Here is a 22,745-nt window from a genome sequence, read left to right as displayed (position 1 = left end):
CATTGTCCTGAGGTAGTTGCAGAAGTAGTCGCTGAAGTAGCTGCTGAAGTAGTGAGGAAAGGCGCACTGTCATGATCAACCGCGAGTGGCACCTGATCAGCCGTCCCGTCGGCTGGCCGAAGCCGGAGGACTTCGCCCTGGTGGAGGCGGAGGTTCCGACGCCGGGTGAGGGGCAGGTGCTGGTACGGAACGAGTACCTCTCCGTCGACCCCTACATGCGCGGCCGGATGAGTGCCGCCAAGTCCTATGCCGCCCCCTTCGAGCTGGGCAAGGTCATGCAGGGCGGCGCGGTCGGCGAGGTCGTCGAGTCGAACGCCGAGGGCATCGCGGCAGGCGACCACGTCCTGCACTTCTTCGGCTGGCGCGAGTACGCGGTCATGGACGCGAAGAACGCCGTCAAGGTCGACGCGGAGGCCGCGCCCCTGTCGACGTACCTCGGCGTCCTCGGCATGACCGGCCTCACCGCCTACGCGGGCCTGCTGCGTACCGCCTCCTTCAAGGAGGGCGACTCCGTCTTCGTGTCCGGCGCGGCCGGCGCGGTCGGCAGCCAGGTCGGCCAGATCGCCAAGCTCAAGGGCGCCTCGCGGGTGATCGGCTCGGCCGGCTCCGACGAGAAGGTCAAGCTGCTGGTCGAGGAGTACGGCTTCGACGCGGCCTTCAACTACAAGAACGGCTCGGTCGGCGAGCAGCTGCGCGCGGCCGCCCCGGACGGCGTCGACGTCTACTTCGACAATGTCGGCGGCGACCACCTGGAGGCGGCCATCGGCCGGCTCAACCGGGACGGCCGTATCGCCGTCTGCGGCATGATCTCCGTCTACAACAGCACCGAGCCAGTCCCCGGCCCCAAGAACCTCGCCCGTCTCATCCAGACCCGCGGCCGGATCGAGGGCTTCCTGGTCGGCGACCACTACGACCTGCAGCCGCAGTTCGTCTCCGAGGTCGGCCCGTGGGTGGCCTCCGGGCAGCTGAAGTACCGGGAGACCGTCGTCGAGGGCATCGAGAACAACCTGGAGGCGTTCCTCGGGGTCCTGCGCGGCGACAACACAGGGAAGATGATCGTCAAGCTGTAGGGCTGTCTACGATTTCCGACATGCGGTAACTTCTTTCCGAAACCGTCGTCGATCGTGGGCGCGAGTCGCGGCGGGCCGAGGAGGAAGAAACCGCATGCCCATACAGCAGTCCGACGTTCTGTACACCGCCGTCGCCACGGCCGAGAACGGCCGCGACGGCCGGGTCGCCACTGACGACGGCCGGCTCGACGTCGTCGTCAACCCGCCGAAGGAGATGGGCGGCAGCGGGTCCGGGACCAACCCGGAGCAGTTGTTCGCCGCGGGGTACAGCGCGTGCTTCCAAGGTGCGCTGGGGGTCGTCGCCCGGCAGGCCGGGGTCGACATCTCCGGTTCGACCGTCACCGCGAAGGTGGGGCTCGGGAAGAACGAGGAGGGGTTCGGTCTCGTCGTGGAGATCTCCGCGGCGATTCCGGGCGTCGACGAGGGCGTCGCCCGTGACCTTGTGGAGCAGGCGCACGGCGTCTGCCCGTACTCGAAGGCGACTCGCGGGAACATCAGCGTGACGCTGGTCTGACGGCGCTCGTTGCGCTCTGGGGAGGCCGCACCCTTGGACGTGGGGTGCGGTCTCTCGTCCTGGGGGGCCGCGTTCAGCGCGTGATACGTGCCGCCCTGTGCACCGCCAGTGCCAACCGGCCGTTCTCCGGTGCCGCTCCCCCCGGGAACGCGAACCTTCGCCTCGTATAGCCGTAGGCGACCCCGTTTCTCCGGTCCGCGAACGCCTGGGAGCCAGCCGCTCCGCTATGGCCGATCGTGCCCGCGCCCAGGAACGGGTGCCAGGTGTCCGCCGTCGCCTGGAAGCCCAGGCCGTACGACTTGTGGGTGCGCGCCACCAGGTCGTAGCCCACGGAGTGGAACTGGCCGAACTCCGCCACCGTGTCCTCCTTCAGCAGCGGGGCCTTGCCGTCGATCTCGCTGAGCAGCGCCGCGTACATCCCGGCCAGGCCGCGCGCCGACGCCACCCCGCCGAACGACGCCGGGCCCTTGGCACGGACCAGCGGGTCGTTGGGCAGGGCCGCCAGGTCCGTGGGGTCGGCCGTGTGCTCGTTGAAGGCGATCCCGGCGAGCGTCCGCGGGCCGGAGAGCTCGGAGTCGAGCAGCGCCTGCTGCTCCGGCGTCGGCCGCATCGGCTGGGTCGTGCGGAACCGCGGCTCGTGCGCGGCCGGCAGACCCAGGAAGAAGCCCAGGCCGTACGGCGCCCGGACCCGCTCCTCGTACACGTCCTGAAGGGTACGGCCGGTCGCGCGCCGTACGACCTCGCCGGTGAGCGCACCGATGACGAGGGCGTGGTAGCCGAACGCCGTGCCCGGGCGCCAGAACGGCCGCTGGTCGGCGAGTCGTTCGGCCATCGCCCGGTCGTCCGTCAGCTCCTGCGGGCTGAACCCGGTGTCGGTGCCGATCAGACCCGCCCGGTGCGCGATCAGCTCCCGCAGGGTCAGCGCGCCCTTGCCCTCAGCGGCGAACTCCGGCCAGTAGTAGGTGACCTTGCGGTCCAGCTCCAGCGTGCCGTCCTGCGCCAGCATCGCCACGACCAGGTGCGCGGCGCCCTTGGTGGACGAGAACACGCCGTAGAGGGAGTCCCCGTCGGCGCCCTCGCCCGCCCACAGGTCGACGACCCGCCGGCCGTGGACGTACGCACACAACTGTCCCTCGTAGTCGGCCGGTTCGCCGGCGACGAAGGCGGCGAACTCCTCGCGCACCGCCTCGAAGCCCTCCGCGACCGTGCCCCGGACGGTGATCTTTTGCGTCATCCGCTCTCCTCAGCCGAGCCGCCGCGGGCAGCTCCCATTGTGAACAACGCCCTACCCACCCGGGCGGACTCTCCCTTCGGATGCTGGTTCCTCAGACCGGTACGGCGAGACGTACCTGTTCGACTCAACAGCACGGGCGACGGAGGTCGGGGTGCCGGTGTCGGTCAGCCCGGCGGCGGGCCATGGGGATGGTGGTCGCGGCGACGCCTGCCTATCGGACGGGCTCGCCGATGCCGAGCAGGTTTCCCTCGCTGTCCCGGAACCAGGCGGCGCGCTCCCCGCGCGCGCCCTTGCTCGGGTAGTTGCCCTCGACCTCCGCGATCCCGTCCACGGTACGGAACCCGGGCGCGTCGACCTCCTCGAACACCACACCACGCTCCCGGAGTTCCGCCACGATCGTGTCCAGGTCCTCGACCTCCCACCCCATCTGCGTGAAGGTGCCGGGCGAGGCCCCCGTCGACCGGAACACGGCGAAGTCGGTCCCGCCGCAGCGGTACAGCAGCCCGCCGGGCCGTTCGTCGACGGGTTCGAGCCCGAGCACCTCGGAGTAGAACCGCCGGGCCCGTTCCAGGTCCAGGGCCGGCAGCCGGGTGGCCACCCGCCCCCGGCCGAGAACGTTCTCGCCGCTGTTTCTGCCTGCGTCGTCTGCGTTCATGCCCCCCACTGTCCCCCCGACCACCCCGGTAAAGTCTTCGCCATGCGTGATCTCGGGGTGGGTTTCGGATATCTCCTCAAGGGCCAGCGATGGGTCGGACGGCACGGCAAGCAGTACGGCTTCGGTCTGCTGCCCGGCCTGATCACCCTCGTCCTCTACGCGGCGGCGCTGGTCGCCCTGGCGATATGGGGAGAGGACTTCGTCGTCTGGGCCACCCCGTTCGCCGACGACTGGTCCAGCCCCTGGCCCGGCCTCTTCCGGGGCTTCCTCACCGCCGTGCTGTTCGCCCTCGGCCTCCTCCTCGCCGTCCTCACCTTCACCGCCGTCACGCTGCTGATCGGCCAGCCCTTCTACGAGAACCTCTCCGAGAAGGTCGACCAGGACGTCTCGCCCGACGGCAGCGCGCCCGAGTCGGGGCTGCCGCTCTGGCGCGAGCTGTGGATCTCGGCCCGCGACAGCCTGCGCGTCCTGGTCCGCGCCGGCCTCTGGGGCCTGCTGCTCTTCGTCCTCGGCTTCCTCCCCTTCGTCGGTCAGACCGTCGTACCGGTCATCGGCTTCTTCGTGACCGGCTTCTTCCTCACCGAGGAACTCGCCGCCGTCGCCCTCCAGCGCCGGGGCGTCGACCTCCGCGCCCGGCTCGCCCTGCTGCGCTCCCGAAAGACCCTGGTGTGGGGCTTCGGCGCCCCGCTGGGCCTGGCCTTCCTGGTCCCGTTCGTCGCGGTGTTCCTGATGCCGGGCGCGGTCGCGGGCGCCACGCTCCTCGCCCGCGACCTGCTGGGCGAGGAGACGGCGGCGCAGGACCCGCAACACGAGGATCAGCCGGTCACTTCCTGAAGGACGCGCCCGCCGCGACGGTCACGATCGCCCGCACCTGCTCGATGATGTCCACCCGGTTCCGCACGAAGTCCGGGTCGGTCACCTCGGTGGTGTTCCCGGCGCCGAACTCCAGCACCGGCGTGTGCACATGCCCGCCGGGCAGGGTGTCGTGCAGCCCGAGCCGGTCGCGCAGCAGGGTGGCGCGGTAGGCGATCTCGTTGGAGAGGTAGTTCCCGCCGCCCCCGGCCCGCGCGGTCGACCCGGCGGTGGGCCCGTCCGCCCGTACGACGGGGTTGCCGCCCCCCGCCGGGATCTCGGTCACCTCGGTGTGGTCGTACACCGGGAAACGCCCCGTCTTCGCCGCCACGATCGCGGCGTACGGCAGGGTCGTGGTCGTCCACTGCGGCTGTGAGGCCGGGTCCCCGACCGGGACGGTCTCGGTCCGGCTCACATTGGCGTTGTCGGGGAAGCCGCCCCGCCAGGCCCCGTTGGTCCGCTCCACGTCGAACCGCCCCACCCGCCCCTGGCTCACCGTCGTGAAGAGGTCCACCTTCGGCAGATACGGCCGCAGCGCCCGCTCCACGGCCCCCTGCGCGAAGTCGTCCCACCGCACCGGGAAGACGGCCGTCTCCACCCGCGCGGGCCCTTCCCCGGTCTGTACGACCGTGCCGTCGAGGGCCAGCGCGCTCGCCCCGGACGGATTGGAGATCCGGATGTCCCGGTCGAGCGTGAACGGGTCGAACCCGGTGACGAGAATGCGCCTCAGGTGTGCGCCGGGATAGCGGATGTCGGTCTGCCCACGCGAGGTCCGCTCCAACGCGTCGAGCAGGTCAGCCCGTTGCCGCGCGCTCACCCCGAACCCCGGCTCCCAGGTGCGCACTTCCCGGGTCATCCCGAGCCGCGCCCAGTACAGCGGCCGGTCGTCGTCCTGGCTGAGATCACCGGAGACCGGCCCCCGCCCCTGCGCCCGGTCCACGGCCCGCCGCCACAACGCGGTCCCTTCCCGTACGACGAACTGGCGGGCCTGCGCAGAGGAGTGCGCGTTCCTGAGTGCTCTGGCGAGCTCCGGTGCCACGTCGGCGAACCCGGACCGCCGGAGTATCTCCTGCGGCACCGCCTTGTCGAGCCGCTGCTCCTCGACGGTGGCGGAGGGGGCGGTCGCGGCGTGCGCGGCAGTGGGGGCAAGTGCCCCGGCAATCAAGGCGATTCCGAGAACGCCGATCCGAACGCGTAGGGAAGTCACTGGGGTTGGCCCTCCGTCGCAGTGGGGTGCGTGGTGCCGGACGGCCGCAGTATCGCCTGCCCGCACAGGTCCACGCCATGGTGTCCGTGCGTCAGGGGGACATCATCAGCGCCACGAGTGCCAGCAGCGGGACCAACTGGCACAGCGCCGCCCCGCGCAGCCGGGCCAGCCACAGCACGACCCCGACGGCCGCCACCACCCCGGCCGCCGCACCCAGTTCGGTCAGCGGCGGCTCGTACGACTCCGCGTCCCAGCTCGCCGCCCACCCCGTCATCCCGGCGGCCAGCCACCCGTACCCGACGGCAAGGAGGTTGACGGGAAGCAGCGCGAGCACTGTCACGGTGTTTCTCCACCTCATACAGTTCATGGTCGTCCCGGCGGCGGGGGAGCGCCTGAGTACCCGTACCCAACCCGGGACAGGGGCGGCCGCCCCCCGCAGCGCCCTAAGGAACGAGGCGTCGGGGAGGCCTTCCCGTGCCGGGCGTTCGAGATGTGGGGTGGCTCGTGGGTGTTTGTGAAGGGTTGGTACGGGATTGCTGTGGGGCGCTCGATGAGCGGACGCCGTCTCACAGCCATGACTAAGGTCTGATCCGGGAAAAGTCCCCCTTGAGCAGCCCCGGTCCGGGACCTGACCCCTGGACCGGGGCTTGCGTCTGTGGCCGTCAGTCCCGCACCCCGAAGCCGTACACCGTCTCCGAGCGGTACACCGCGCCCGGGTCGAGGCGGGTGCTCGGGAACTCCGGGCGGTTGGGGGAGTCCGGGAAGTGCTGGGTCTCCAGGGCGATGCCGTCGCCCGGGGCGAAGGGGTCGGTCAGGTGCTCGGCCGTGTAGAGCTGGACGCCGGGTTCGGTGGTGGCCACGGTGAGGGTGCGGCCGGTGGTCGGGTCGTGCAGCTCGGCGATCTCGGCCGGGGTGTCGGTGACGCCCTTGTCGAGGACGAAGTTGTGGTCGTAGCCGGAGCCCACCTTGCGGGCCGTACGGAAGTCGAAACGAGACCCGGAGACGTCCTCCAAGGCCCCGGTCGGGATCAGGTCGCCGTCGACGGGGGTGTACCGCGAGGCGGCGATCCGGAGCTCCTGGCCGCCCGCGTTCCCGGAGCCCGCGAGGTTGAAGTAGCTGTGGTTGGTGAGGTTCACGACGGTCGGCGCGTCGGTGACCGCCTCGTAGGAGATGCGCAGTGCGCCGGAGGAGTCCAACGTGTACGTCACGGTGACCTCCAGCCGCCCCGGGAAGCCCTCCTCCCCGTGCGGGCTCACCCGCGTCAGCCGTACCCCGTGCTCGACGCCCTCGGCCTCCCACACCCGCTTGTCGAAGCCGCGGGTGCCGCCGTGCAGGGAGTTGGTCCCGTTGTTCGGCTCCAGGGCGTAGCTCGCCCCGTCCAGCGGGAAGCGGGCCTGCGCGATCCGGTTGGCGTACCGGCCGACCAGGGCTCCGAAGTACGGGCCCGGGTGCTCCAGGTAATCATCCAGGCCGGCGAACCCCAGCACCACGTCCGCGGTCCGCCGGTCCCGGTCCGGGACCTCGACCGACTGTACGATTCCGCCGTACGACAGGACCCGCACCCGTGTCCCCGCGCGCTCCAGCGTCCAGCGGTGCACCTCGGTGCCGTCGGAAAGTGTGCCGAAAAGTTCGCTCATGTGGGAAACCCTAAGCCAAGGGGTCTAGGGCCTGTTGCGGAAGTCCCGCCTGCCCCGCGACGCCCGGCAACAGGCCCTAGGACACCGGGTCCGCCGCCGTGATGGTCCGGTAGGCGATCGCGGCGAGCTTCGACTGGCCGTCGGTGCTCGGATGGAACCAGTCCCAGTGACTCAACTGATCCGTGCCGAAGCGGTACGCGTACACGGCCCCGCCGTCGAAACGGCACCGCCGATCCTTGGCGCAGACCTCCTCCAGTACCTTGTTGTAGTCCTCGACCCGCTGCTGCACCCTGTCCCGGCGCACGGTCGCCGCGCTGGTCAGATTGTCCGCGTCGCCCAGCATCGACGGGCAGATACCCAGCTTCCAGATCTGCTTGCCCAGCGGACTGGTCCGCCCCTGAGACCAGAGCCGCTTCAGGTTCGGCACGCTCGACACGTACACCTGCGTCTTCGGCAGCGACCTGCGCAGGGTGCCCATCGCGTCCTCGAACTGGGCGCGGAAGTCGGCCACGGACGTCATCGCGGACACCGACGTCCGGCAGGCGTCGTTGGCCCCCGCCATCACCGTCACCAACTGCGGCCTGCGGACGACCGCGTCGGCCATCTGGCCGGACAGGTCCGCCATCCGGGCGCCGGTCACCGCGTAGTTCCAGCTGCGGTCGGCCGCCTTCGCCCGCCCCAGCAGCCGTACCGCCAGGCTGTCCACCTGGTCACTGGTGCCCGTCGCCCAGGACACCTCCGGGCAGTCCGAGAGCACCGTGCACGCGTCGAAGCCGCGCGTGATGGAGTCGCCGACGGCCGCGATCGAGGCCGGACTGCGGTCCCACACCTGCGCGGCCCGCGAGGCACGCGTCCTGGCGTCGCGCGCCGCCGAGGAGGAGCCGCCGATGACATCGCACCCGGCCAGCCCCAGCGCGGCGGTCGCGGCGACGACACCGATCAGGGCACGCGAACGCCGGCGTCGCTGCTTGCGCATACCCCGCTGGTCCTCTCCGTAGGCTGGTTCGTCCCCTTCATAACAACGCACGGGAGTTCCCACCCCCCGGCCCTGCAACGGTCCACCCCCGTACAAGCGTCCCCCTGGGTGAATGGCAGAGGTTTCCTGGCAGTGGGACCGACGGTACGTCACACTCCTTGCGTCGCCGCACGGTAGCCTCGCCATCAACGCGGCCGTCGTGCCACTGCCGCCAGCCAGCCAGCAAGATGTCCCGCTCTGCCCGGAGGTTCCGGTGACGACACGTGGAGTTCTGTACGTGCACTCCGCGCCGCGCGCGCTGTGCCCGCACGTCGAGTGGGCCGTCGCCGGGGTGCTCGGCACGCGCGTCAACCTCGACTGGATCCGGCAGCCGGCGGCCCCCGGCACCTGGCGCTCCGAGTTCTCCTGGCAGGGCGAGGTCGGCACCGCCTCCAAACTGGCGTCGGCACTGCGCGGCTGGCACCTGCTGCGCTTCGAGGTCACGGCCGAGCCCTGTGCGAAGGCCGAGGGCGAGCGCTACAGCTGCACCCCCGACCTCGGCATCTTCCACGCGGTCACCGGAATCCACGGCGACATCCTGATCCCGGAGGACCGCCTGAGGGCGGCCATGACGCGCTCACAGCGCGGGGAGACGGTCCTGGAGGCCGAGATCGCCAAGCTCCTCGGCAAGCCCTGGGACGACGAACTGGAGCCCTTCAGGTACGCGGGAGAGGGCGCTCCGGTGCGCTGGCTGCATCAGGTGGTTTGATTTTCTGGCCCGCCTGACCAGCCGTCGGCCGACGACGACGGACTGTGGCCCGGACTCTTCACCAGAGTCCGGGCCACAAGCCTTGAAGCGGCGTTTCTCAGAGCGTCCTGAACGCGAGCACCACGTTGTGCCCACCGAACCCGAACGAGTCGTTCAGCACGGCGATCCGCCCCTCGGGCAGCTGACGGGCCTCACCCTGCACCACGTCGGCGTTCACCTCGGGGTCGAGGTTCTCGACATTGATCGTCGGCGGAGCCGTGCGGTCCACCAGCGCCAGGATCGACGCGACGGTCTCGATACCACCGGCACCGCCCAGCAGGTGACCCGTCATCGACTTGGTCGCCGAGATGGCCATGTGGTCGACGTCGTCGCCGAACACCTTCCGCAGCGCCTTGATCTCGGCCACGTCACCCTGCGGCGTCGACGTCGCGTGCGCGTTGACGTGCACGATCTCCGCCGGCTTCAGGTCCGTGTTGTCGAGCAGGTTCTGCAGCGCGTGCGCGATGCCGTTGCCCGACGGCTCCGGCTGCGTGATGTGGTGCGCGTCGGCCGAGATGCCCTGTCCGAGCGCCTCGACGTAGATGCGCGCCCCGCGTGCCTTCGCGTGCTCCTCGGACTCCAGGACGATCGCGCCCGCGCCCTCACCGAGGACGAAGCCGTCACGGCCGGAGTCGTAGGGACGCGACGCGCCCTCGGGGTCGTCGTTGTTCTTGGACATCGCCATCATGTTGCCGAACGCCACGATCGGCAGCGGGTGGATCGCCGCCTCCGTGCCGCCGGCCACGACGATGTCCGCACGCCCGGTGCGGATCATCTCGATGGCGTACCCGATGGCCTCGGCGCCGGAGGCGCAGGCCGAGACGGGCGTGTGCACACCGGCCCGCGCACCCAGCTCGATACCGACGTTGGCGGCCGGCGAGTTGGGCATCAGCATCGGCACGGTGTGCGGGGAGACACGGCGTACGCCTTTCTCCTTGAGCACGTCGTACTGGTCGAGCAGGGTCGTCACACCGCCGATGCCGGAGGCGATGACGGCGCCGACCCGGTCGGGGTTGGCGGACGAGTCCTCACCGGCCTTGGCGGTGAAGCCGGCGTCCTTCCAGGCCTCCTTGGCGGCGATCAGCGCGAACTGCGCGGACCGGTCCAGCCTGCGGGCCTGCGGGCGCGGGATGATCTCGCCCGGTTCGACGGCGATCTGCGCCGCGATACGGACGGGCAGCTCGGCCGCCCAGTCCTGCTCCAGGAGGCGGACACCGGACTTGCCGGCGACCAGGGCCTCCCAGAACGAAGCTGCGTCGCCACCCAGCGGTGTGGTTGCGCCGATACCGGTGACGACCACGGTGCGATTGGTCGGGCTCACGGGAATTCTTTCTCCAACGGATACGGGATTCGACGGCGCCACCGCCGGGTGGCGGGGCCTCGCAGCCTGGGAGCCGGCCGGGAACTCGGGCGTGCCGCCCGAGACCCGGCGAGTAACTCAGGCCTGGTGCTTGAGGATGTAGTTGGTCGCGTCGCCGACGGTCTTGAGGTTCTTGACGTCCTCGTCCGGGATCTTGACGTCGAAGCGCTCTTCGGCGGCGACGACGACCTCGACCATGGACAGCGAGTCGACGTCCAGGTCGTCGGTGAAGGACTTGTCCAGCTGGACGTCCTCCGCGGGGATCCCGGCGATCTCGTTCACGATCTCGGCGAGACCGTCGACGATCTCCTTCTCAGTGGCGGCCATGTCAGGCGCTCCTTCTTAGATGTTCCAGACGGTTGCTGCGGTCTTGCTGGCGGCGTTTCCGGTACCGGACTGCATGATCCGGCACGGAGTGCCTAGGGGAGGGTAACGACAGTGGCGGCGTAGACGAGACCCGCCCCGAACCCGATGACGAGCGCGGTGTCGCCGCTCTTCGCCTCGCCGGTCGCCAGGAGCCGCTCCATCGCGAGCGGGATCGAGGCGGCCGAGGTGTTGCCGGTGGTGCGGATGTCACGGGCGACCGTGACATGCTCCGGCAGCTTGAGAGTCTTCACCATCGAATCGATGATCCGCACATTGGCCTGGTGCGGGATGAAGACATCCAGGTCGTCCGCGCTGATCCCGGCCGCGTCCAGCGCCTGCTGAGCGACCTTCGCCATCTCGAACACGGCCCAGCGGAACACCGCCTGGCCCTCCTGCGTGATCGCCGGGAACTTGACGTTGCCCTGGCTGTCCAGCGGAAGCCCGGCCCTGTCACCGAAGTGGAAACGGTCCCAGGGGATCGTCTGCTTGATGGTCTCCGACTTGTCGCCCTCGGAGCCCCACACGGTCGGGCCGATCGCCGGCTCCTGGGAGGGGCCGACCACGACCGCTCCCGCGCCGTCACCGAACAGGAAGGCCGTGGCCCGGTCCTCCAGGTCGGTCAGGTCGCTGAGCCGCTCCACGCCGATGACGAGCACATACTCGGCGGAGCCCTCCACCACCATGCCCTTGGCGAGCGTCAGGCCGTAGCCGAAGCCCGCGCAGCCGGCGGAGATGTCGAAGGCGGCCGCCTTGGCGGTGCCCAGCTTGTCGGCGATCTCGGTCGCGACGGCCGGGGTCTGGCTGAAGTGCGAGACGGTCGAGACGACCACGGCGCCGATCTGCTCGGCGTCGATGCCCGCGTCCGCGATCGCCTTGCCGGAGGCCTCGATCGACATCGCGGCGACCGTCTCCTCTGGGCTCGCCCAGTGCCGGGTCTCGATGCCGGAGCGCGACCGGATCCACTCGTCGGAGGAGTCGATCGTCTCGAGGATCACCTCGTTCGGCACCACACGGGTCGGGCGGTAGCCGCCGACGCCGAGGATGCGCGCGTACGGGGCACCCTTGCTGGGCTTGATCTTCGACATCGCAGTGGGCTCCTAAGTCAGCTGTGCTCGGCGATGAGCTCGCGGGCCGCGTCGAGGTCGTCGGGGGTCTTCAGGGCCAGCGTCCTCACACCGGGCAACGCGCGCTTGGCCAGGCCGGTCAGGGTGCCGCCGGGGCACACCTCCAGGAGCGCGGTCACGCCGAGCTCCTTGAAGGTCTCCATGCACAGGTCCCAGCGGACCGGGTTGGCGACCTGCCCGACCAGACGCTCCACGATCTCGCCGCCGGTGGCGACGGCCCGCCCGTCCCTGTTGGAGACGTAGGTGAGCTTGGGATCGGCGGGTGAGAGTTCCTTGGCGGCCTCGGCCAGTTTGTCGACCGCGGGGCCCATGTGGTGCGTGTGGAAGGCGCCGGCGACCTTGAGGGCGACGACCTTGCGGACGCCCTCGGGCTTGTCCTCGCTCAGCGCGGCGAGTTGCTCCAGGGTGCCGGCGGCGACGATCTGGCCGGCGCCGTTGATGTTCGCCGGAGTCAGGCCCAGCTTCTCCAGGTGCGCGACCGAGACGTCCGGGTCGCCGCCGAGCAGCGCCGACATACCGGTCTTGGCGATCGCGGCGGCCTCGGCCATCGCCCTGCCGCGCTTGCGTACCAGGCGGAGCGCGTCGGTGTCGTCCAGGACGCCCGCGAAGGCGGCGGCGGTGATCTCGCCGACGCTGTGCCCCGCGACCGCGCCCGGCGCGATGTCCGTCATGGCACCGAGTGCCGCGCCGGACAGGAGCCCGGCGGCGACGAGGAGCGGCTGCGCGATCGCGGTGTCCCGGATCTCGTCCGCGTCGGCGTTCGTGCCGTAGTGCACCAGATCGAGCCCGATGGCGTCGGACCATTCACGCAAACGGTCCTGGGCACCGGGCAGTTCGAGCCAGGGAGTCAGAAAGCCAGGGGTCTGGGCGCCCTGGCCGGGAGCGACGAGTACGAGCACTCTCACACTCTCTCTTGGGGAACCCCACGGCCGCCCGTGGGGACAGGGACGAAGAACAGGAGGGGCTTTTGTGGGCCCCCGACAAAATCCTATGGCTGGGGATCTCCATCGACCAGACGCCCCAGGATCAGCGCGATCCGCAGCGTGAAGGCGGATCGTACATCGGAGGGTGACCATCCCGTGACGTCAGTCACACGTCGGAGCCGGTAGCGCACGGTGTTCGGGTGGACGAAGAGCATCCGGGCCGCGCCCTCCAGACTGCTGGCCTGTTCCAGGTAGACGCTGAGCGTTTCCAGGAGCGCCGAGCCGGCTTCTTCCAGCGGTCTGTAGATCTCCTCCACCAACTGCTCGCGCGCGCCCGGATCGCCCGCCATGGCACGCTCCGGAAGCAGATCGTCCGCCAGCACCGGCCGCGGCGCGTCCTGCCAGGCGGAACAGGCCTTGAGCCCCGCGGCGGCGGCCTGCGCGGACCGGGTGGCGGCCAGCAGATCGGCTACGACGGGTCCCGCGACGACCGGCCCGGCGGCATAAGGCCCGATCAGCGACTTGGCGACGGCCAGCGGGTTGTCGTTGCCCCCCGCGATGACGACGAGCCGGTCCCCGAGCACGCCGGTGAGCACCTGCAACTTGGCGTGCCGGGCGGCGCGCCGAATGGCTTCCACGGTCAGCTCGCTGTCCCCGTCGGGCGCGGTCCCGAGCACGACACACACATGTTCTGGAGAGTTCCACCCCAGAGCGGCGGCCCGGCTCACCGCCCCCTCGTCGGCCTCCCCGCTCAGCACGGCATTGACGACCAGCGACTCCAGCCGCGCGTCCCAGGCACCCCGTGCCTCGGCGGCCTGGGCGTACACCTGGGCGGTGGCGAAGGCGATCTCACGGGCGTAGACGAGCAACGCCTCCCGCAGCACCCTCTCATCGCCGGGAGCCGCCACCTCGTCGATGGCGCTCTCCATGACCTCGATGGTCGTCCGCACCATCTCCACGGTCTGCCGCAGGGTGATCGCCCGGGTCAGCTCGCGCGGAGCGGTCCCGAAGACATCGGTGGAGATGGCCTGAGGAGCATCGGGGTGCCGGAACCACTCGGTGAAGGCCGCGATACCCGCCTGCGCGACGAGCCCGATCCAGGAGCGGTTCTCCGGGGGCATGGCCCGGTACCACGGCAGGGTCTCGTCCATCCGTGCGATGGCCTGGGCGGCGAGACTGCCGGATGACTTCTCCAGCCGCTTCAGGGTCGCGGAGTGCGAGTGGACCACATGAGCCGAGGGGTCGGACTTGCGCATTACGGGTTCGGGCACGGGACAAGACTGCCTTATCCGGACGGGAGCGTGCGCCGCCGGGTGCCGACCGCGGTCTACGGTGGTTCCGTGATGGACGTACGGCGCGCAGCTGAGCGCTACCCGGGAGGAGACCCGGCCACTGGAATCGACTCCCGCCACGCCTTCTCCTTCGGCCCGCACTACGACCCCGACAACCTCCGCTTCGGCGCGGTCATCGCGTGCAACGAGGAGCGCCTGGCACCGGGCGCCGGCTTCGACGAGCATCCGCACAGCCACACCGAGATCGTGACCTGGGTGGTCGAGGGCGAGCTCACCCACCGCGACTCGGAGGGCAACGAGACGGTGGTGCGCCGGGGGGACGTCCAGCGCCTCAGCTCGGCGGGAGGCGTCCGCCATGTGGAGCGCAACGACGCCGAGGTCCCCCTGACGTTCGTGCAGATGTGGCTGGCACCGGTGGCTCCCGGCGGCGAACCGTCGTACGAGATCGTCCGGGGCATCGCCGACTCCACGCCGTACGCGGTCCCGGAGGCCGGGGCGATGCTGCACGTCCGCCGGCTGGGGGCGGGGGAGCGGACGGCGGTGCCGGACGGGGCGTATGTGTATGTGCACGTGGTGCGGGGGGACGTGCGGGTGGCCGGGGTGGAGTTGGGGCCGGGGGATTCGGTGCGGGTGGCGGGGGCGAAGGACTTGGAGGCGGAGGGCGTGACAAGGGCCGAGTTGTTGTTGTGGGAGATGGCTGAGTAGCGCTTCGGCTGCGGGCCGGTGTGGGCTGGTCGCGCCCACGCGGCGGAGCCGCAGCTCGGTACGGCCCCGCGCCCCTGAAGGGGCCGCGTCAGCTTCCTAGCTGCGGGCAGTCGTGCCGCGCAGCTCCGTCAGCACCGCATCCGTGAACACCGGCCACGCATCCACCGCCCAGGGCCCGAACGCCCGGTCCGTCAGGGCGGCGCACGCCGCACCCGCGTCAGGGTCCACCCACAGGAACGTGCCGGACTGGCCGAAGTGACCGAACGTCCGTGGCGAGGACGAAGCACCCGTCCAGTGCGGTGACTTGGCGTCCCGGATCTCGAAGCCCAGCCCCCAGTCGTTCGGGTTCTGGTGGCCGTACCCGGGCAACACGCCCTTCGTCCCCGGGTACTGGACGGTCAGCGTGGCCTCCGCCACCGTCCGCGGATCCAGCAGCCTCGGCGCCTGCAGCTCGGCCGCGAAGCGGAGCAGGTCGGACACCGACGACATGCCGTCCTTCGCCGGTGACCCCTCGAGCGACGTCGACGTCATGCCCAGCGGCTCCAGCACCGCCTGCCGCAGATACTCGGCGAACGGGATCTCCGTCGCCTTGGCGACATGGTCGCCGAGCACCTCGAACCCGGCGTTGGAGTACAGCCGCCGCTCCCCGGGCGGCGCCGTCACCCGGTGTTCGTCGAAGGCCAGCCCCGAGGTGTGCGCGAGCAGATGCCGTACCGTCGACCCCTCGGGCCCGGCCGGCTCGTCGAGTTCGACCGCCCCCTCCTCGTACGCGACGAGCACCGCGTACGCGGCGAGCGGCTTGGTCACGGAGGCCAGCGGGAAGCGCTGCCCGTCCGGACCGTGGGTGCCCAGGACCGTCCCGTCGGCCCGTACGGCACCGGCCGCGGCGGTGGGAACCGGCCAGTTCTCGATCAACGCAAGGCTCTGCAAGGACATGCCGACGACCCTAAGCGGTTCAGAGCGTCAGGGTCATCGTGGGGTCCGGCTTGTGGACGAAGCCGAGCGCGGCGTAGAGGGGCTCGGCCTCGGCGGACGCGGTCAGCATGACCTGCCCGGCGCCCCGCTCGCGGAACCAGGCCAGCAGTTCCGCCATGGACGCGCGCGCGTACCCGCGGCGCCGCGCGTCCGGGTCGGTGGCCACGCTGAAGACGTACCCGGCGCGCCCGTGCGGGTTGCCGGCCTTGCCGATCCGGTAGTCGACCGTCCCGGCGACCAGCGCCGCGAGCGCCTCCGGCCGGTCCGGGTGGTCGACGACGAACGCGGCGAAGTCCCCGTCCGGCTCACCCAGTCTCTCCCGGAGCCCGGGCAGCGCCAGGGCGTGCCAGTGGGTAGAGGCGTCCCCACCGGGCAGTGCGTCGATCATGACCTGGCGCAGACGCAGCACTTCCGGTGCGTCCTCGGGCCTGGCACGGCGTACGAGACTCATACCAGCGCACGGTAGTCATCGGCCGTCCCCTCCGTCGCGCGCATTTCTTACTCACTTACAGGCTTCCGCTTGCTTGGAGCGCACTCCAAGGTCATAGCGTTGGCTCATGACGGTGATGCAGACCTCGACCGCGACGCCCACCCAGCAGCAAGGCTCCACGCTCGCCGACAGCTGTACCGCCGCACCCCGGAAGCATCCGCGCCCCGAGGGCCAGGACCGCTACACGATCAGCGAGGTGGTCGCCTTCACCGGACTGACCGCCCACACCCTGCGCTGGTACGAGCGGATCGGCCTGATGTCCCACATCGACCGCTCCAACACCGGCCAGCGCCGCTACAGCAACAGCGACCTGGACTGGCTGGACTTCGTGACCAAGCTCCGGCTGACCGGGATGCCGGTGGCGGACATGGTCCGGTACGCGGAGCTGGTGCGGGAGGGCGACGGCACCTACCCGGAGCGCCGGGAGCTGCTGGAACAGACACGAAGAGACGTCCTGGCCCGCATCGCCGAGCTGCACGACACGCTGTCAGTGCTGGACCGGAAGATCAGTTTCTACGAGAAGGGCGGGAGCTGAGGCGCCGTCACAGCTCCGCCAGCAGCTCCGCCTTCTTGGCGGAGAACTCCTCGTCGGTGACCAGCCCCGCCTGATGCAGTTCGCCCAGATGGCGAATCCGCTCCGCGATGTCGGCCGGGTCCCGCCGGCCCGCCGACGTCGGCACCGCGGCCGCCCCCTTCGCGCGCACCGCCTCCAGGACCGCCGCCGCGAACGGCAACGACTCGTGCACCGGCCCGTACCCGAGCCCGAACACCACGGTCGCGGGATCCTGGTCGGCCGGGGTCGCCGGCGCCGCCCCCGCGAGGTCCCCGCGGCGCAGCAGCCGCAGATGCCCCTCGAAGACCTCCGGGGACCGCCACTCCACACCCCCCAGGTCGGCCACGGCGAAGCGCTGGTCGCCGGCCTTCCACTTGGCCGTCGACGCGCCCGTCCACGACCACCGGAAGTGCACGGCCTTGCCGTCGAAGCTCGCCTTGCCGTCGTACGCCTTGAACTGCCGGGGCGCCTCGGGCGCGGCCACCAGAAACCTCTCGGCCGGTCCGGTCTCGGTGAGCAGCGGCCGTAGTTCGTCGGCGTAGTACTCCGCGAGGGTCTCCCGCTCGGCGGGGAGCACCAGCCGGTACGGGTCGCTGCCGTCCTTCAGCTGACCGGCTGCCGCCTCCATCAACGGATCCGCCCCGGGGCGCGGTTGGGCCTTCAGTACGACCGTGCCCCGTCTGCCGGGCGTGATCGTCACGCCCTCCAGCGCGGCCAGTGGCACCCGGCGTTCACCCAGGGTCTGGAAGAGCCTGGGTGTTCGAATCCCCCGTTCGTAGCGGATGAGCACGGAGTCGGACTCGAACTCCCAGGCGGCATGAAATCCGGCCAGTACGTCACCCATGCGGCTCATCGTATGCGGCACGTGCTTCTCAGTCCCATCCCCGCGCATACCGCACTTCCTGCTGTCTCTACGCGCGTCCGGCCGTCGTCGTGCCGGACAAACCCGCCCGGCACCCGTCATCGTGGTGGGCGCACGTCACCGCGTCATATGCGCCAACCCCGATGTCGGCGAGGTTGCGCAGGCTGTCCGTGCCGGGCTCGAAGTAGCCGGCGTGTCCCTGTGCGTCGCGTGCCGACAGCACCCGCGCCCCGAAGGAGGGGGAGACGGGATCGGCGCCGTGGCCGAGTCCGCCGAGCTCCATATAGGGGACGTCCTGGATCCAGTCGGTGGCGTCCCGCATCGCCCACACCCGGGCCGAGGTGCCCAGGCGTGAGGCCCTTTCGACCCGCATCCCGGGGCTCGCGGCCACCGCTATGTCGGACACCCGCCCCGGCATGCCGCGAGCGGCCACTCCGCAGACCACCGAGCCGTAGCTGTGGCAGAACATCGACACCGGCGCCTCACCGGGCAGCCCGCGCAGCAGCGCGTTGAGCCGTACGGCGCCCTGCTCGGCGGCCATTCCGGTCGCCGCGCCCACGCCGAGGCCGGCGGGCGCGGTGTAGTCGGCCCAGGCGATCACCGCCGTACGGGTCGAGGGGCTCGCCGTGCGCTCCGCCTTGTACAGCGCCTTGGCCATGCCGACCGGTGCGGTGTACCGGCGGTACGTCCGCTGGAAGGTGAGCAGGTCGGTGTCGACGCCGGGCACGACGACGGAGATCCGCTCGGCCCTGCCGAGGTCGCCGAACACCTCGGCGACCCGGCCGGTGCCGTCCGGGTCGAAGGCGAGGATCTGCCGGCCCTTCGCTGTCAGCGCCTCGTAGCGGTGCATACGGCGGCCCGCGTCCTGCTGCCCGGCCGCGGTGAGCCGTGGGTCGTGCATACGTTCCGTCTCGACGGCGCGCTGTTCGTCGAGGGCGATGCGGTTGGCCCGGTAACGCAGGCCGGGTGGGGCGCCGTTCATGTTGCCGACCGCGAGCGGGTAGCGGTGGACGAGCCGGTCGCGCTCGTGCGCGGTGAGCGCGGCGAAGAAACGGGTGAGCCGCGCGGGGGACGCCTCCGGGTCCGGCAGGTGGAGACCGTGGACGCTGCCGTGCTCCCACTTGTCGAGGGAGGTCTGCAGGGCGGTGGTCTCGCGGTGCGTGCGCATGGCCGTCCAGCCGGTGGTCGCGAGCATCACGAACACCACGGCCAGAGCGAGCAGTGCGCGCCAGACGTTCAGTGGCGGGGAGGTGTCGAAGGAAGTCACTGGGAGGACACACTAGGAGAACGAAGGGGTCTCGCGGTAACCGAGTGACAGTTATCACGTTTTGGCGAACGAGTGGTCGATCTAGGCCCCGAGCGGCCTGTCTCAGCTGTCGCGCCAGTTCCCGGTGAGCGCCGGTCCCACCTGATCGAGGTACGACGCGGTGAGTTCGCGGATGGCCGTGACGCTGAAGTCGTCGCCGACCGACCAGTGCCGCTCGGTCACCCGGATGACCGCGCCGAACACGGCGACCACGAGCCGGGGCCGGGGGTCGGTGTCCGGGTCGACGCCCTCCCGCTCGGCGACGATCCGCGCGATCTCCTCCTCCGTCTGCGACTGGCGCCGCAGATGGGCGGCGTGCAGGGCCGGGGTCGCCTCGATCATCTTGTACGTGCGCATGAGCAGTTCGACCGGGACGTACTGTTCGACGGCCTGCTCGATGGTGTCCCAGCTGTCCATGACGGACCGGCGCAGCGCCTCCAGCGGGGGCTCCTCGGCCGGGCGCCGGCGTACCGCCTCGACGTAGTGCGCCTCGGTGAGCCGCGGCACGAAGAAGGCGACGTCCTCCTTACTGGCGAAATAGCGGAAGAAGGTGCGCTGCGAGACGTCGACGGACTCGGCGATCTCGTCGACGGTGGTGTGCTCGTAGCCCTGGGTCGCGAACAGCTCCAGCGCGTTCCGCAGCAGCGCGTCCCGGGTGCGCTGTTTCTTGCGTTCGCGCAACGTTTCCATGCCTGACAGTTACTGACTAGTGAATTCGTTTGTCAACTGTCAGTGACTGTCACTAGCCTCGACCGTATGACTAGTCAGACCACGATGAACCCGGCGGGGTCGGGGGACAAGGCACCAGCAGCCCTGCCGGAACAGCCGCCGGCCTCCGGCCTGCGCGGCCACCCCTGGTTCACCCTGATCACCGTAGCCGTCGGGGTCATGATGGTCGCCCTCGACGGCACCATCGTGGCCATCGCCAACCCGGCGATCCAGAAGGACCTCGGCGCCACCTTCGCCCAGGTGCAGTGGATCACCAACGGCTACTTCCTCGCCCTCGCGGTATCCCTGATCACCGCGGGCAAGCTTGGTGACCGCTTCGGCCACCGGCAGACCTTCCTGATCGGCGTCGTCGGCTTCGCCGCCGCCTCGGGCGCCATCGGCCTGTCCGACAGCATCGGCCTGGTCGTCACGTTCCGTGTCTTCCAGGGCCTGTTCGGCGCGCTGCTGATGCCGGCCGCGCTCGGCCTGCTGCGGGCCACCTTCCCGGCCGAGAAGCTCAACATGGCGATCGGCATCTGGGGCATGGTCATCGGCGCCTCCACCGCGGGCGGCCCGATCCTCGGCGGTGTGCTGGTGCAGCACGTCAGCTGGCAGTCGGTGTTCTTCATCAACGTGCCGGTCGGCCTGCTCGCCCTGGTCCTCGGTGTCCTGATCCTGCTCGACCACCGGGCCGAGAACGCCCCGCGCTCCTTCGACCTGCTCGGCATCGCCCTGCTCTCCGGCGCGATGTTCTGCCTGGTCTGGGCGCTCATCAAAGCACCGACCTGGGGCTGGGGCGACGGCAAGACCTGGACGTTCATCGCCGTGTCGGTCCTGGGCTTCGCCCTCTTCTCCTTCTGGGAGACCAGGGTCAAGGAACCACTCATCCCGCTCGCCCTGTTCCGCTCGGTGCCGCTCTCCGCGGGCGTCGTCCTGATGGTCCTGATGGCCATCGCCTTCATGGGCGGCCTGTTCTTCGTGACGTTCTACCTGCAGAACGTCCACGGCATGGACCCGGTCGACGCCGGCCTCCATCTCCTCCCCCTCACCGGCATGATGATCGTCGGCTCCCCGCTGGCCGGCGCCGCGATCACCAAGCTCGGCCCGCGGATCCCGCTGGCCGGCGGCATGGCGGCCACCGCGATCGCCATGTACGGCATGTCCACCCTCAAGGCGGACACCGGCAGCGCGGCGATGTCCATCTGGTTCGCCCTGCTCGGCTTTGGCCTCGCGCCGGTCATGGTCGGCGCCACCGAGGTCATCGTCGGCAACGCCGCGATGGAGCTGTCCGGTGTGGCCGGCGGTCTCCAGCAGGCCGCGATGCAGATCGGCGGCAGTCTCGGTACGGCCGTCCTCGGCGCCGTGATGGCCTCCAAGGTCGACAGCGACCTGCCGGGCAACTGGGCCGACGCGGGTCTGCCGAAGCTGACCTCGGCGCAGTTGGCCCAGGCCTCCGAGGCGGTCCAGGTCGGTGTCGCTCCGGTCGCCAAGGGCACGCCCGAGGCGATCGCCGCGAAGATCTCCGGCGTCGCCCACGACACCTTCATTTCCGGTATGAGCCTTGCCTCGCTGGTCGCGGCGGGCGTGGCGGCGGTCGCGATCCTGGTCGCGCTGCTCACCAAGCGCGGCGAGAACGCGGACGCCGGCCAAGGCGTCGGGCACATCTAGCCCAGAGCACCGAACCGATATGTCCGGTTTCTTGGGGCGGATTTCGCCTATCAGGGTGACTCCGCTAAAGATTCCTCGCCCTCGGCATGCGCCGCAGGTCACAGTGGGTCAAGTCCTCCGCAGGGCATGGGAGGACACCCGGGCCGCGGCGCGCTGCTGGAGGGGGGCAGCGCGCGGGCAGGTCTGCGGACGCGGAACAGGGGTACCCGGTCATCACACCCGAACAGTCCATGGAGACCAGGGAGTTGATGATGGCGAGCTTCGGGCAACGAACACGCGGGTACCCCCGTTCACGCGGCCGCACAGGTACGCGGGCCGGGCTGGACCGTGGCGCGCTGGGAATCGTCGGCACGATCTTCGCCGTGGTCGGCTTCTTCGCCCTCGGGATCGTGCTGGGGCCGGCGGCGGTGGTGTGCGGCTGGCTCTCCATGGGCCGCAGGTGGGCGCCGAACCACTCGATACCGGCGCTGGTTGCGGTGGTACTGGGGGCGATCGACACGCTGTTGGCTCTGCTGTGGCTGGCGGGCGTATCGGTCTAGCTGCGGCCAGGTGGGGGCTGGTCGCGCAGTTCCGCGTGCCCCTTGTGGGGCGCTACAACTGCGGGCGCCTTGCCAGCCGACTGAGCTGCCGGCGCCGGTGAGCGTAATCCGGCCTCAGCCCCCACTTCCTCCCGCAGGGCAGCGACCTCGGCCCTGAGCGCCCGCACCTCCTCGGTCAGCAAGGCGATCGCCTCCGTCTGCCGGCGTTCCTCCACATCGTCCTTCTCGAACCGCGCGATGAACCACGTGGCGATGTTCGCCGTCACCACACCCAGAAGGGCGATCCCGGACAGCATCAGCCCGACCGCGATCATCCGGCCCAGCCCGGTCGTCGGCGCGTGGTCGCCGTATCCCACCGTGGTCATCGTCGTGAACGACCACCACAGCGCGTCACCCAGCGTGCGGATGTTCCCGTTCGGGGAGTCCCGCTCCACCGACAGCACGGCCAGCGAACCGAACATCAGCAGTCCGACGACCGCGCCCACCACATACGTCGTCAGGCGGATCTGCGAGGCCATCCGCGCCCGCCGCCCCACCAGCGTCAGCGTCGCGACCAGCCGCAGCAGCCGCAGCGGCTGCAGCAGCGGCAGCACCACCGCGCACAGGTCTATCCAGTGCGTCCGCACGAACTCCTCGCGCCGGGGCGCCAGAACCAGCCGTACGAGGTAGTCCGCGGCGAACGCCCCCCACACCACCCACTCCGCCCACGTGCACACGGCGGTGAGGACATGACCTGCGGAACCGTCCACGATCGGCAGCGCGTAGGCGACGGCGAAGGCCACCGCGAGGGCCAGCAACGGCCGTTGGGTGACCTGCTCCCAACGCGCCTGCGCGGACTGTCGCTCCATGTGGGCATCGTAGGCATCATCCGCGCCCCGAAGGGGCGCGGACCTGCATCGATCTGCGGCTCCGCCGCGTGGGCGTGACCAGCCCGCACCAGAC

25 protein-coding genes are annotated in these 22,745 nt (G+C 70.5%); 8 read left to right on the top strand and 17 right to left on the bottom strand.

Features of this window, described 5'->3' with window-relative positions; translation table 11 throughout:
• Nucleotides 1-71 precede the first annotated feature (71 nt).
• A complete protein-coding gene (locus ABZ396_RS11550; protein ID WP_358919771.1) occupies nt 72-1,070 on the top strand; it encodes an NADP-dependent oxidoreductase in 999 nt (332 codons plus the stop codon).
• Between the two features lie 94 nt (nt 1,071-1,164).
• Nucleotides 1,165-1,584 (top strand): organic hydroperoxide resistance protein, encoded by a 420-nt coding sequence (locus ABZ396_RS11545; RefSeq protein ID WP_358919769.1) that lies wholly within the window; start codon nt 1,165-1,167, stop codon nt 1,582-1,584.
• A 73-nt stretch (nt 1,585-1,657) separates the two neighbouring features.
• Here the strand turns inward: ABZ396_RS11545 and ABZ396_RS11540 are convergent, their stop codons facing one another.
• Together ABZ396_RS11540 and ABZ396_RS11535 are read right to left on the bottom strand one after the other, a co-directional pair.
• A complete protein-coding gene (locus tag ABZ396_RS11540) occupies nt 1,658-2,818 on the bottom strand; it encodes a serine hydrolase domain-containing protein (RefSeq protein WP_358919767.1) in 1,161 nt (386 codons plus the stop codon).
• Nucleotides 2,819-3,029: 211 nt separating this feature from the next.
• Nucleotides 3,030-3,473, bottom strand: a complete 444-nt coding sequence (locus ABZ396_RS11535) for a VOC family protein (protein WP_358919765.1) — start codon at nt 3,471-3,473, stop codon at nt 3,030-3,032.
• Nucleotides 3,474-3,515: 42 nt separating this feature from the next.
• Here ABZ396_RS11535 and ABZ396_RS11530 point away from each other — a divergent pair, with 42 nt between their 5' ends.
• A complete protein-coding gene (locus ABZ396_RS11530) occupies nt 3,516-4,307 on the top strand; it encodes an EI24 domain-containing protein (RefSeq protein ID WP_358919763.1) in 792 nt (263 codons plus the stop codon).
• Here the strand turns inward: ABZ396_RS11530 and ABZ396_RS11525 are convergent.
• The 4 genes from ABZ396_RS11525 to ABZ396_RS11510 form a co-directional block, all read right to left on the bottom strand.
• Entirely contained in the window at nt 4,297-5,532 is a 1,236-nt protein-coding gene (locus ABZ396_RS11525; protein ID WP_358919761.1) for a pyroglutamyl peptidase, read from the bottom strand. The two genes, ABZ396_RS11530 and ABZ396_RS11525, sit on opposite strands and share 11 nt — an antisense overlap.
• Before the next feature lie 91 nt (nt 5,533-5,623).
• The gene (locus ABZ396_RS11520; RefSeq protein WP_358919759.1) at nt 5,624-5,872 is read right to left on the bottom strand and encodes a hypothetical protein; all 249 of its coding nucleotides are present in this window, start codon (nt 5,870-5,872) and stop codon (nt 5,624-5,626) included.
• Between the two features lie 322 nt (nt 5,873-6,194).
• Complete coding sequence (locus ABZ396_RS11515; RefSeq protein WP_358919757.1) at nt 6,195-7,169, bottom strand: aldose epimerase family protein; 975 nt, start codon at nt 7,167-7,169, stop codon at nt 6,195-6,197.
• A gap of 76 nt (nt 7,170-7,245) precedes the next feature.
• On the bottom strand, nt 7,246-8,145 hold the full coding sequence (locus ABZ396_RS11510) for an SGNH/GDSL hydrolase family protein (RefSeq protein WP_358919755.1): 900 nt from the start codon (nt 8,143-8,145) through the stop codon (nt 7,246-7,248).
• Nucleotides 8,146-8,398: 253 nt separating this feature from the next.
• Between ABZ396_RS11510 and ABZ396_RS11505 the strand changes: the two genes are divergently transcribed.
• Nucleotides 8,399-8,893, top strand: a complete 495-nt coding sequence (locus ABZ396_RS11505) for a DUF3145 domain-containing protein (protein ID WP_358919753.1) — start codon at nt 8,399-8,401, stop codon at nt 8,891-8,893.
• A gap of 97 nt (nt 8,894-8,990) precedes the next feature.
• Here ABZ396_RS11505 and fabF read toward each other — a convergent pair whose 3' ends face one another.
• The 5 genes from fabF to fasR form a co-directional block, all read right to left on the bottom strand.
• Nucleotides 8,991-10,253, bottom strand: a complete 1,263-nt coding sequence (gene fabF / locus ABZ396_RS11500) for a beta-ketoacyl-ACP synthase II (protein WP_358919751.1) — start codon at nt 10,251-10,253, stop codon at nt 8,991-8,993.
• Nucleotides 10,254-10,370: 117 nt separating this feature from the next.
• A complete protein-coding gene (locus tag ABZ396_RS11495) occupies nt 10,371-10,619 on the bottom strand; it encodes an acyl carrier protein (protein WP_358919749.1) in 249 nt (82 codons plus the stop codon).
• 92 nt (nt 10,620-10,711) lie between these two features.
• Nucleotides 10,712-11,743, bottom strand: coding sequence for a ketoacyl-ACP synthase III (locus ABZ396_RS11490; RefSeq protein WP_358919747.1), 1,032 nt, complete (start codon nt 11,741-11,743; stop codon nt 10,712-10,714).
• 17 nt (nt 11,744-11,760) lie between these two features.
• Entirely contained in the window at nt 11,761-12,681 is a 921-nt protein-coding gene (locus ABZ396_RS11485; protein ID WP_358919745.1) for an ACP S-malonyltransferase, read from the bottom strand.
• Between the two features lie 89 nt (nt 12,682-12,770).
• Nucleotides 12,771-13,961 carry a fatty acid biosynthesis transcriptional regulator FasR gene (fasR, locus tag ABZ396_RS11480; protein ID WP_358919874.1) on the bottom strand — a complete coding sequence of 397 codons (1,191 nt, stop codon included), beginning with the start codon at nt 13,959-13,961 and terminating at the stop codon, nt 12,771-12,773.
• An 87-nt stretch (nt 13,962-14,048) separates the two neighbouring features.
• Between fasR and ABZ396_RS11475 the strand changes: the two genes are divergently transcribed.
• A complete protein-coding gene (locus tag ABZ396_RS11475; protein ID WP_358919743.1) occupies nt 14,049-14,702 on the top strand; it encodes a pirin family protein in 654 nt (217 codons plus the stop codon).
• Nucleotides 14,703-14,798: 96 nt separating this feature from the next.
• Here ABZ396_RS11475 and ABZ396_RS11470 read toward each other — a convergent pair whose 3' ends face one another.
• Both ABZ396_RS11470 and ABZ396_RS11465 read right to left on the bottom strand, forming a co-directional pair.
• On the bottom strand, nt 14,799-15,638 hold the full coding sequence (locus ABZ396_RS11470; RefSeq protein WP_358919741.1) for a serine hydrolase domain-containing protein: 840 nt from the start codon (nt 15,636-15,638) through the stop codon (nt 14,799-14,801).
• A gap of 19 nt (nt 15,639-15,657) precedes the next feature.
• Nucleotides 15,658-16,128, bottom strand: a complete 471-nt coding sequence (locus ABZ396_RS11465) for a GNAT family N-acetyltransferase (protein WP_358919739.1) — start codon at nt 16,126-16,128, stop codon at nt 15,658-15,660.
• Between the two features lie 106 nt (nt 16,129-16,234).
• On the opposite strand from ABZ396_RS11465, the gene ABZ396_RS11460 reads away from it, so the two are divergent.
• Nucleotides 16,235-16,702: a MerR family transcriptional regulator gene (locus ABZ396_RS11460; RefSeq protein WP_358919737.1), complete on the top strand. Its 468-nt coding sequence runs from the start codon at nt 16,235-16,237 to the stop codon at nt 16,700-16,702.
• Nucleotides 16,703-16,709: 7 nt separating this feature from the next.
• On the opposite strand, the gene ABZ396_RS11455 is transcribed toward ABZ396_RS11460, so the two are convergent.
• The 3 genes from ABZ396_RS11455 to ABZ396_RS11445 all read right to left on the bottom strand — a co-directional run bounded on the left by ABZ396_RS11455 (nt 16,710) and on the right by ABZ396_RS11445 (nt 19,578).
• Nucleotides 16,710-17,564, bottom strand: coding sequence for a DUF4429 domain-containing protein (locus ABZ396_RS11455; protein ID WP_358919735.1), 855 nt, complete (start codon nt 17,562-17,564; stop codon nt 16,710-16,712).
• A gap of 67 nt (nt 17,565-17,631) precedes the next feature.
• The gene (locus ABZ396_RS11450; protein ID WP_358919734.1) at nt 17,632-18,849 is read right to left on the bottom strand and encodes an alpha/beta hydrolase; all 1,218 of its coding nucleotides are present in this window, start codon (nt 18,847-18,849) and stop codon (nt 17,632-17,634) included.
• Between the two features lie 102 nt (nt 18,850-18,951).
• The gene (locus ABZ396_RS11445) at nt 18,952-19,578 is read right to left on the bottom strand and encodes a TetR family transcriptional regulator (protein WP_358919732.1); all 627 of its coding nucleotides are present in this window, start codon (nt 19,576-19,578) and stop codon (nt 18,952-18,954) included.
• 66 nt (nt 19,579-19,644) lie between these two features.
• Between ABZ396_RS11445 and ABZ396_RS11440 the strand changes: the two genes are divergently transcribed.
• Nucleotides 19,645-21,264, top strand: a complete 1,620-nt coding sequence (locus ABZ396_RS11440) for an MFS transporter (RefSeq protein ID WP_358919730.1) — start codon at nt 19,645-19,647, stop codon at nt 21,262-21,264.
• Between the two features lie 230 nt (nt 21,265-21,494).
• Nucleotides 21,495-21,803, top strand: coding sequence for a small hydrophobic protein (locus ABZ396_RS11435; RefSeq protein ID WP_358919728.1), 309 nt, complete (start codon nt 21,495-21,497; stop codon nt 21,801-21,803).
• Here ABZ396_RS11435 and ABZ396_RS11430 read toward each other — a convergent pair.
• Entirely contained in the window at nt 21,800-22,651 is an 852-nt protein-coding gene (locus ABZ396_RS11430; protein ID WP_358919726.1) for a potassium channel family protein, read from the bottom strand. The genes ABZ396_RS11435 and ABZ396_RS11430 overlap by 4 nt on opposite strands.
• Nucleotides 22,652-22,745 lie beyond the last annotated feature (94 nt).

This window comes from Streptomyces sp. NPDC005866, assembly GCF_040629895.1.
In the GTDB taxonomy this organism is placed as follows: domain Bacteria; phylum Actinomycetota; class Actinomycetes; order Streptomycetales; family Streptomycetaceae; genus Streptomyces.
The sequence above is the reverse complement of the archived record's forward strand: the minus strand, read 5'-3'. Positions and strand labels throughout refer to the sequence as shown.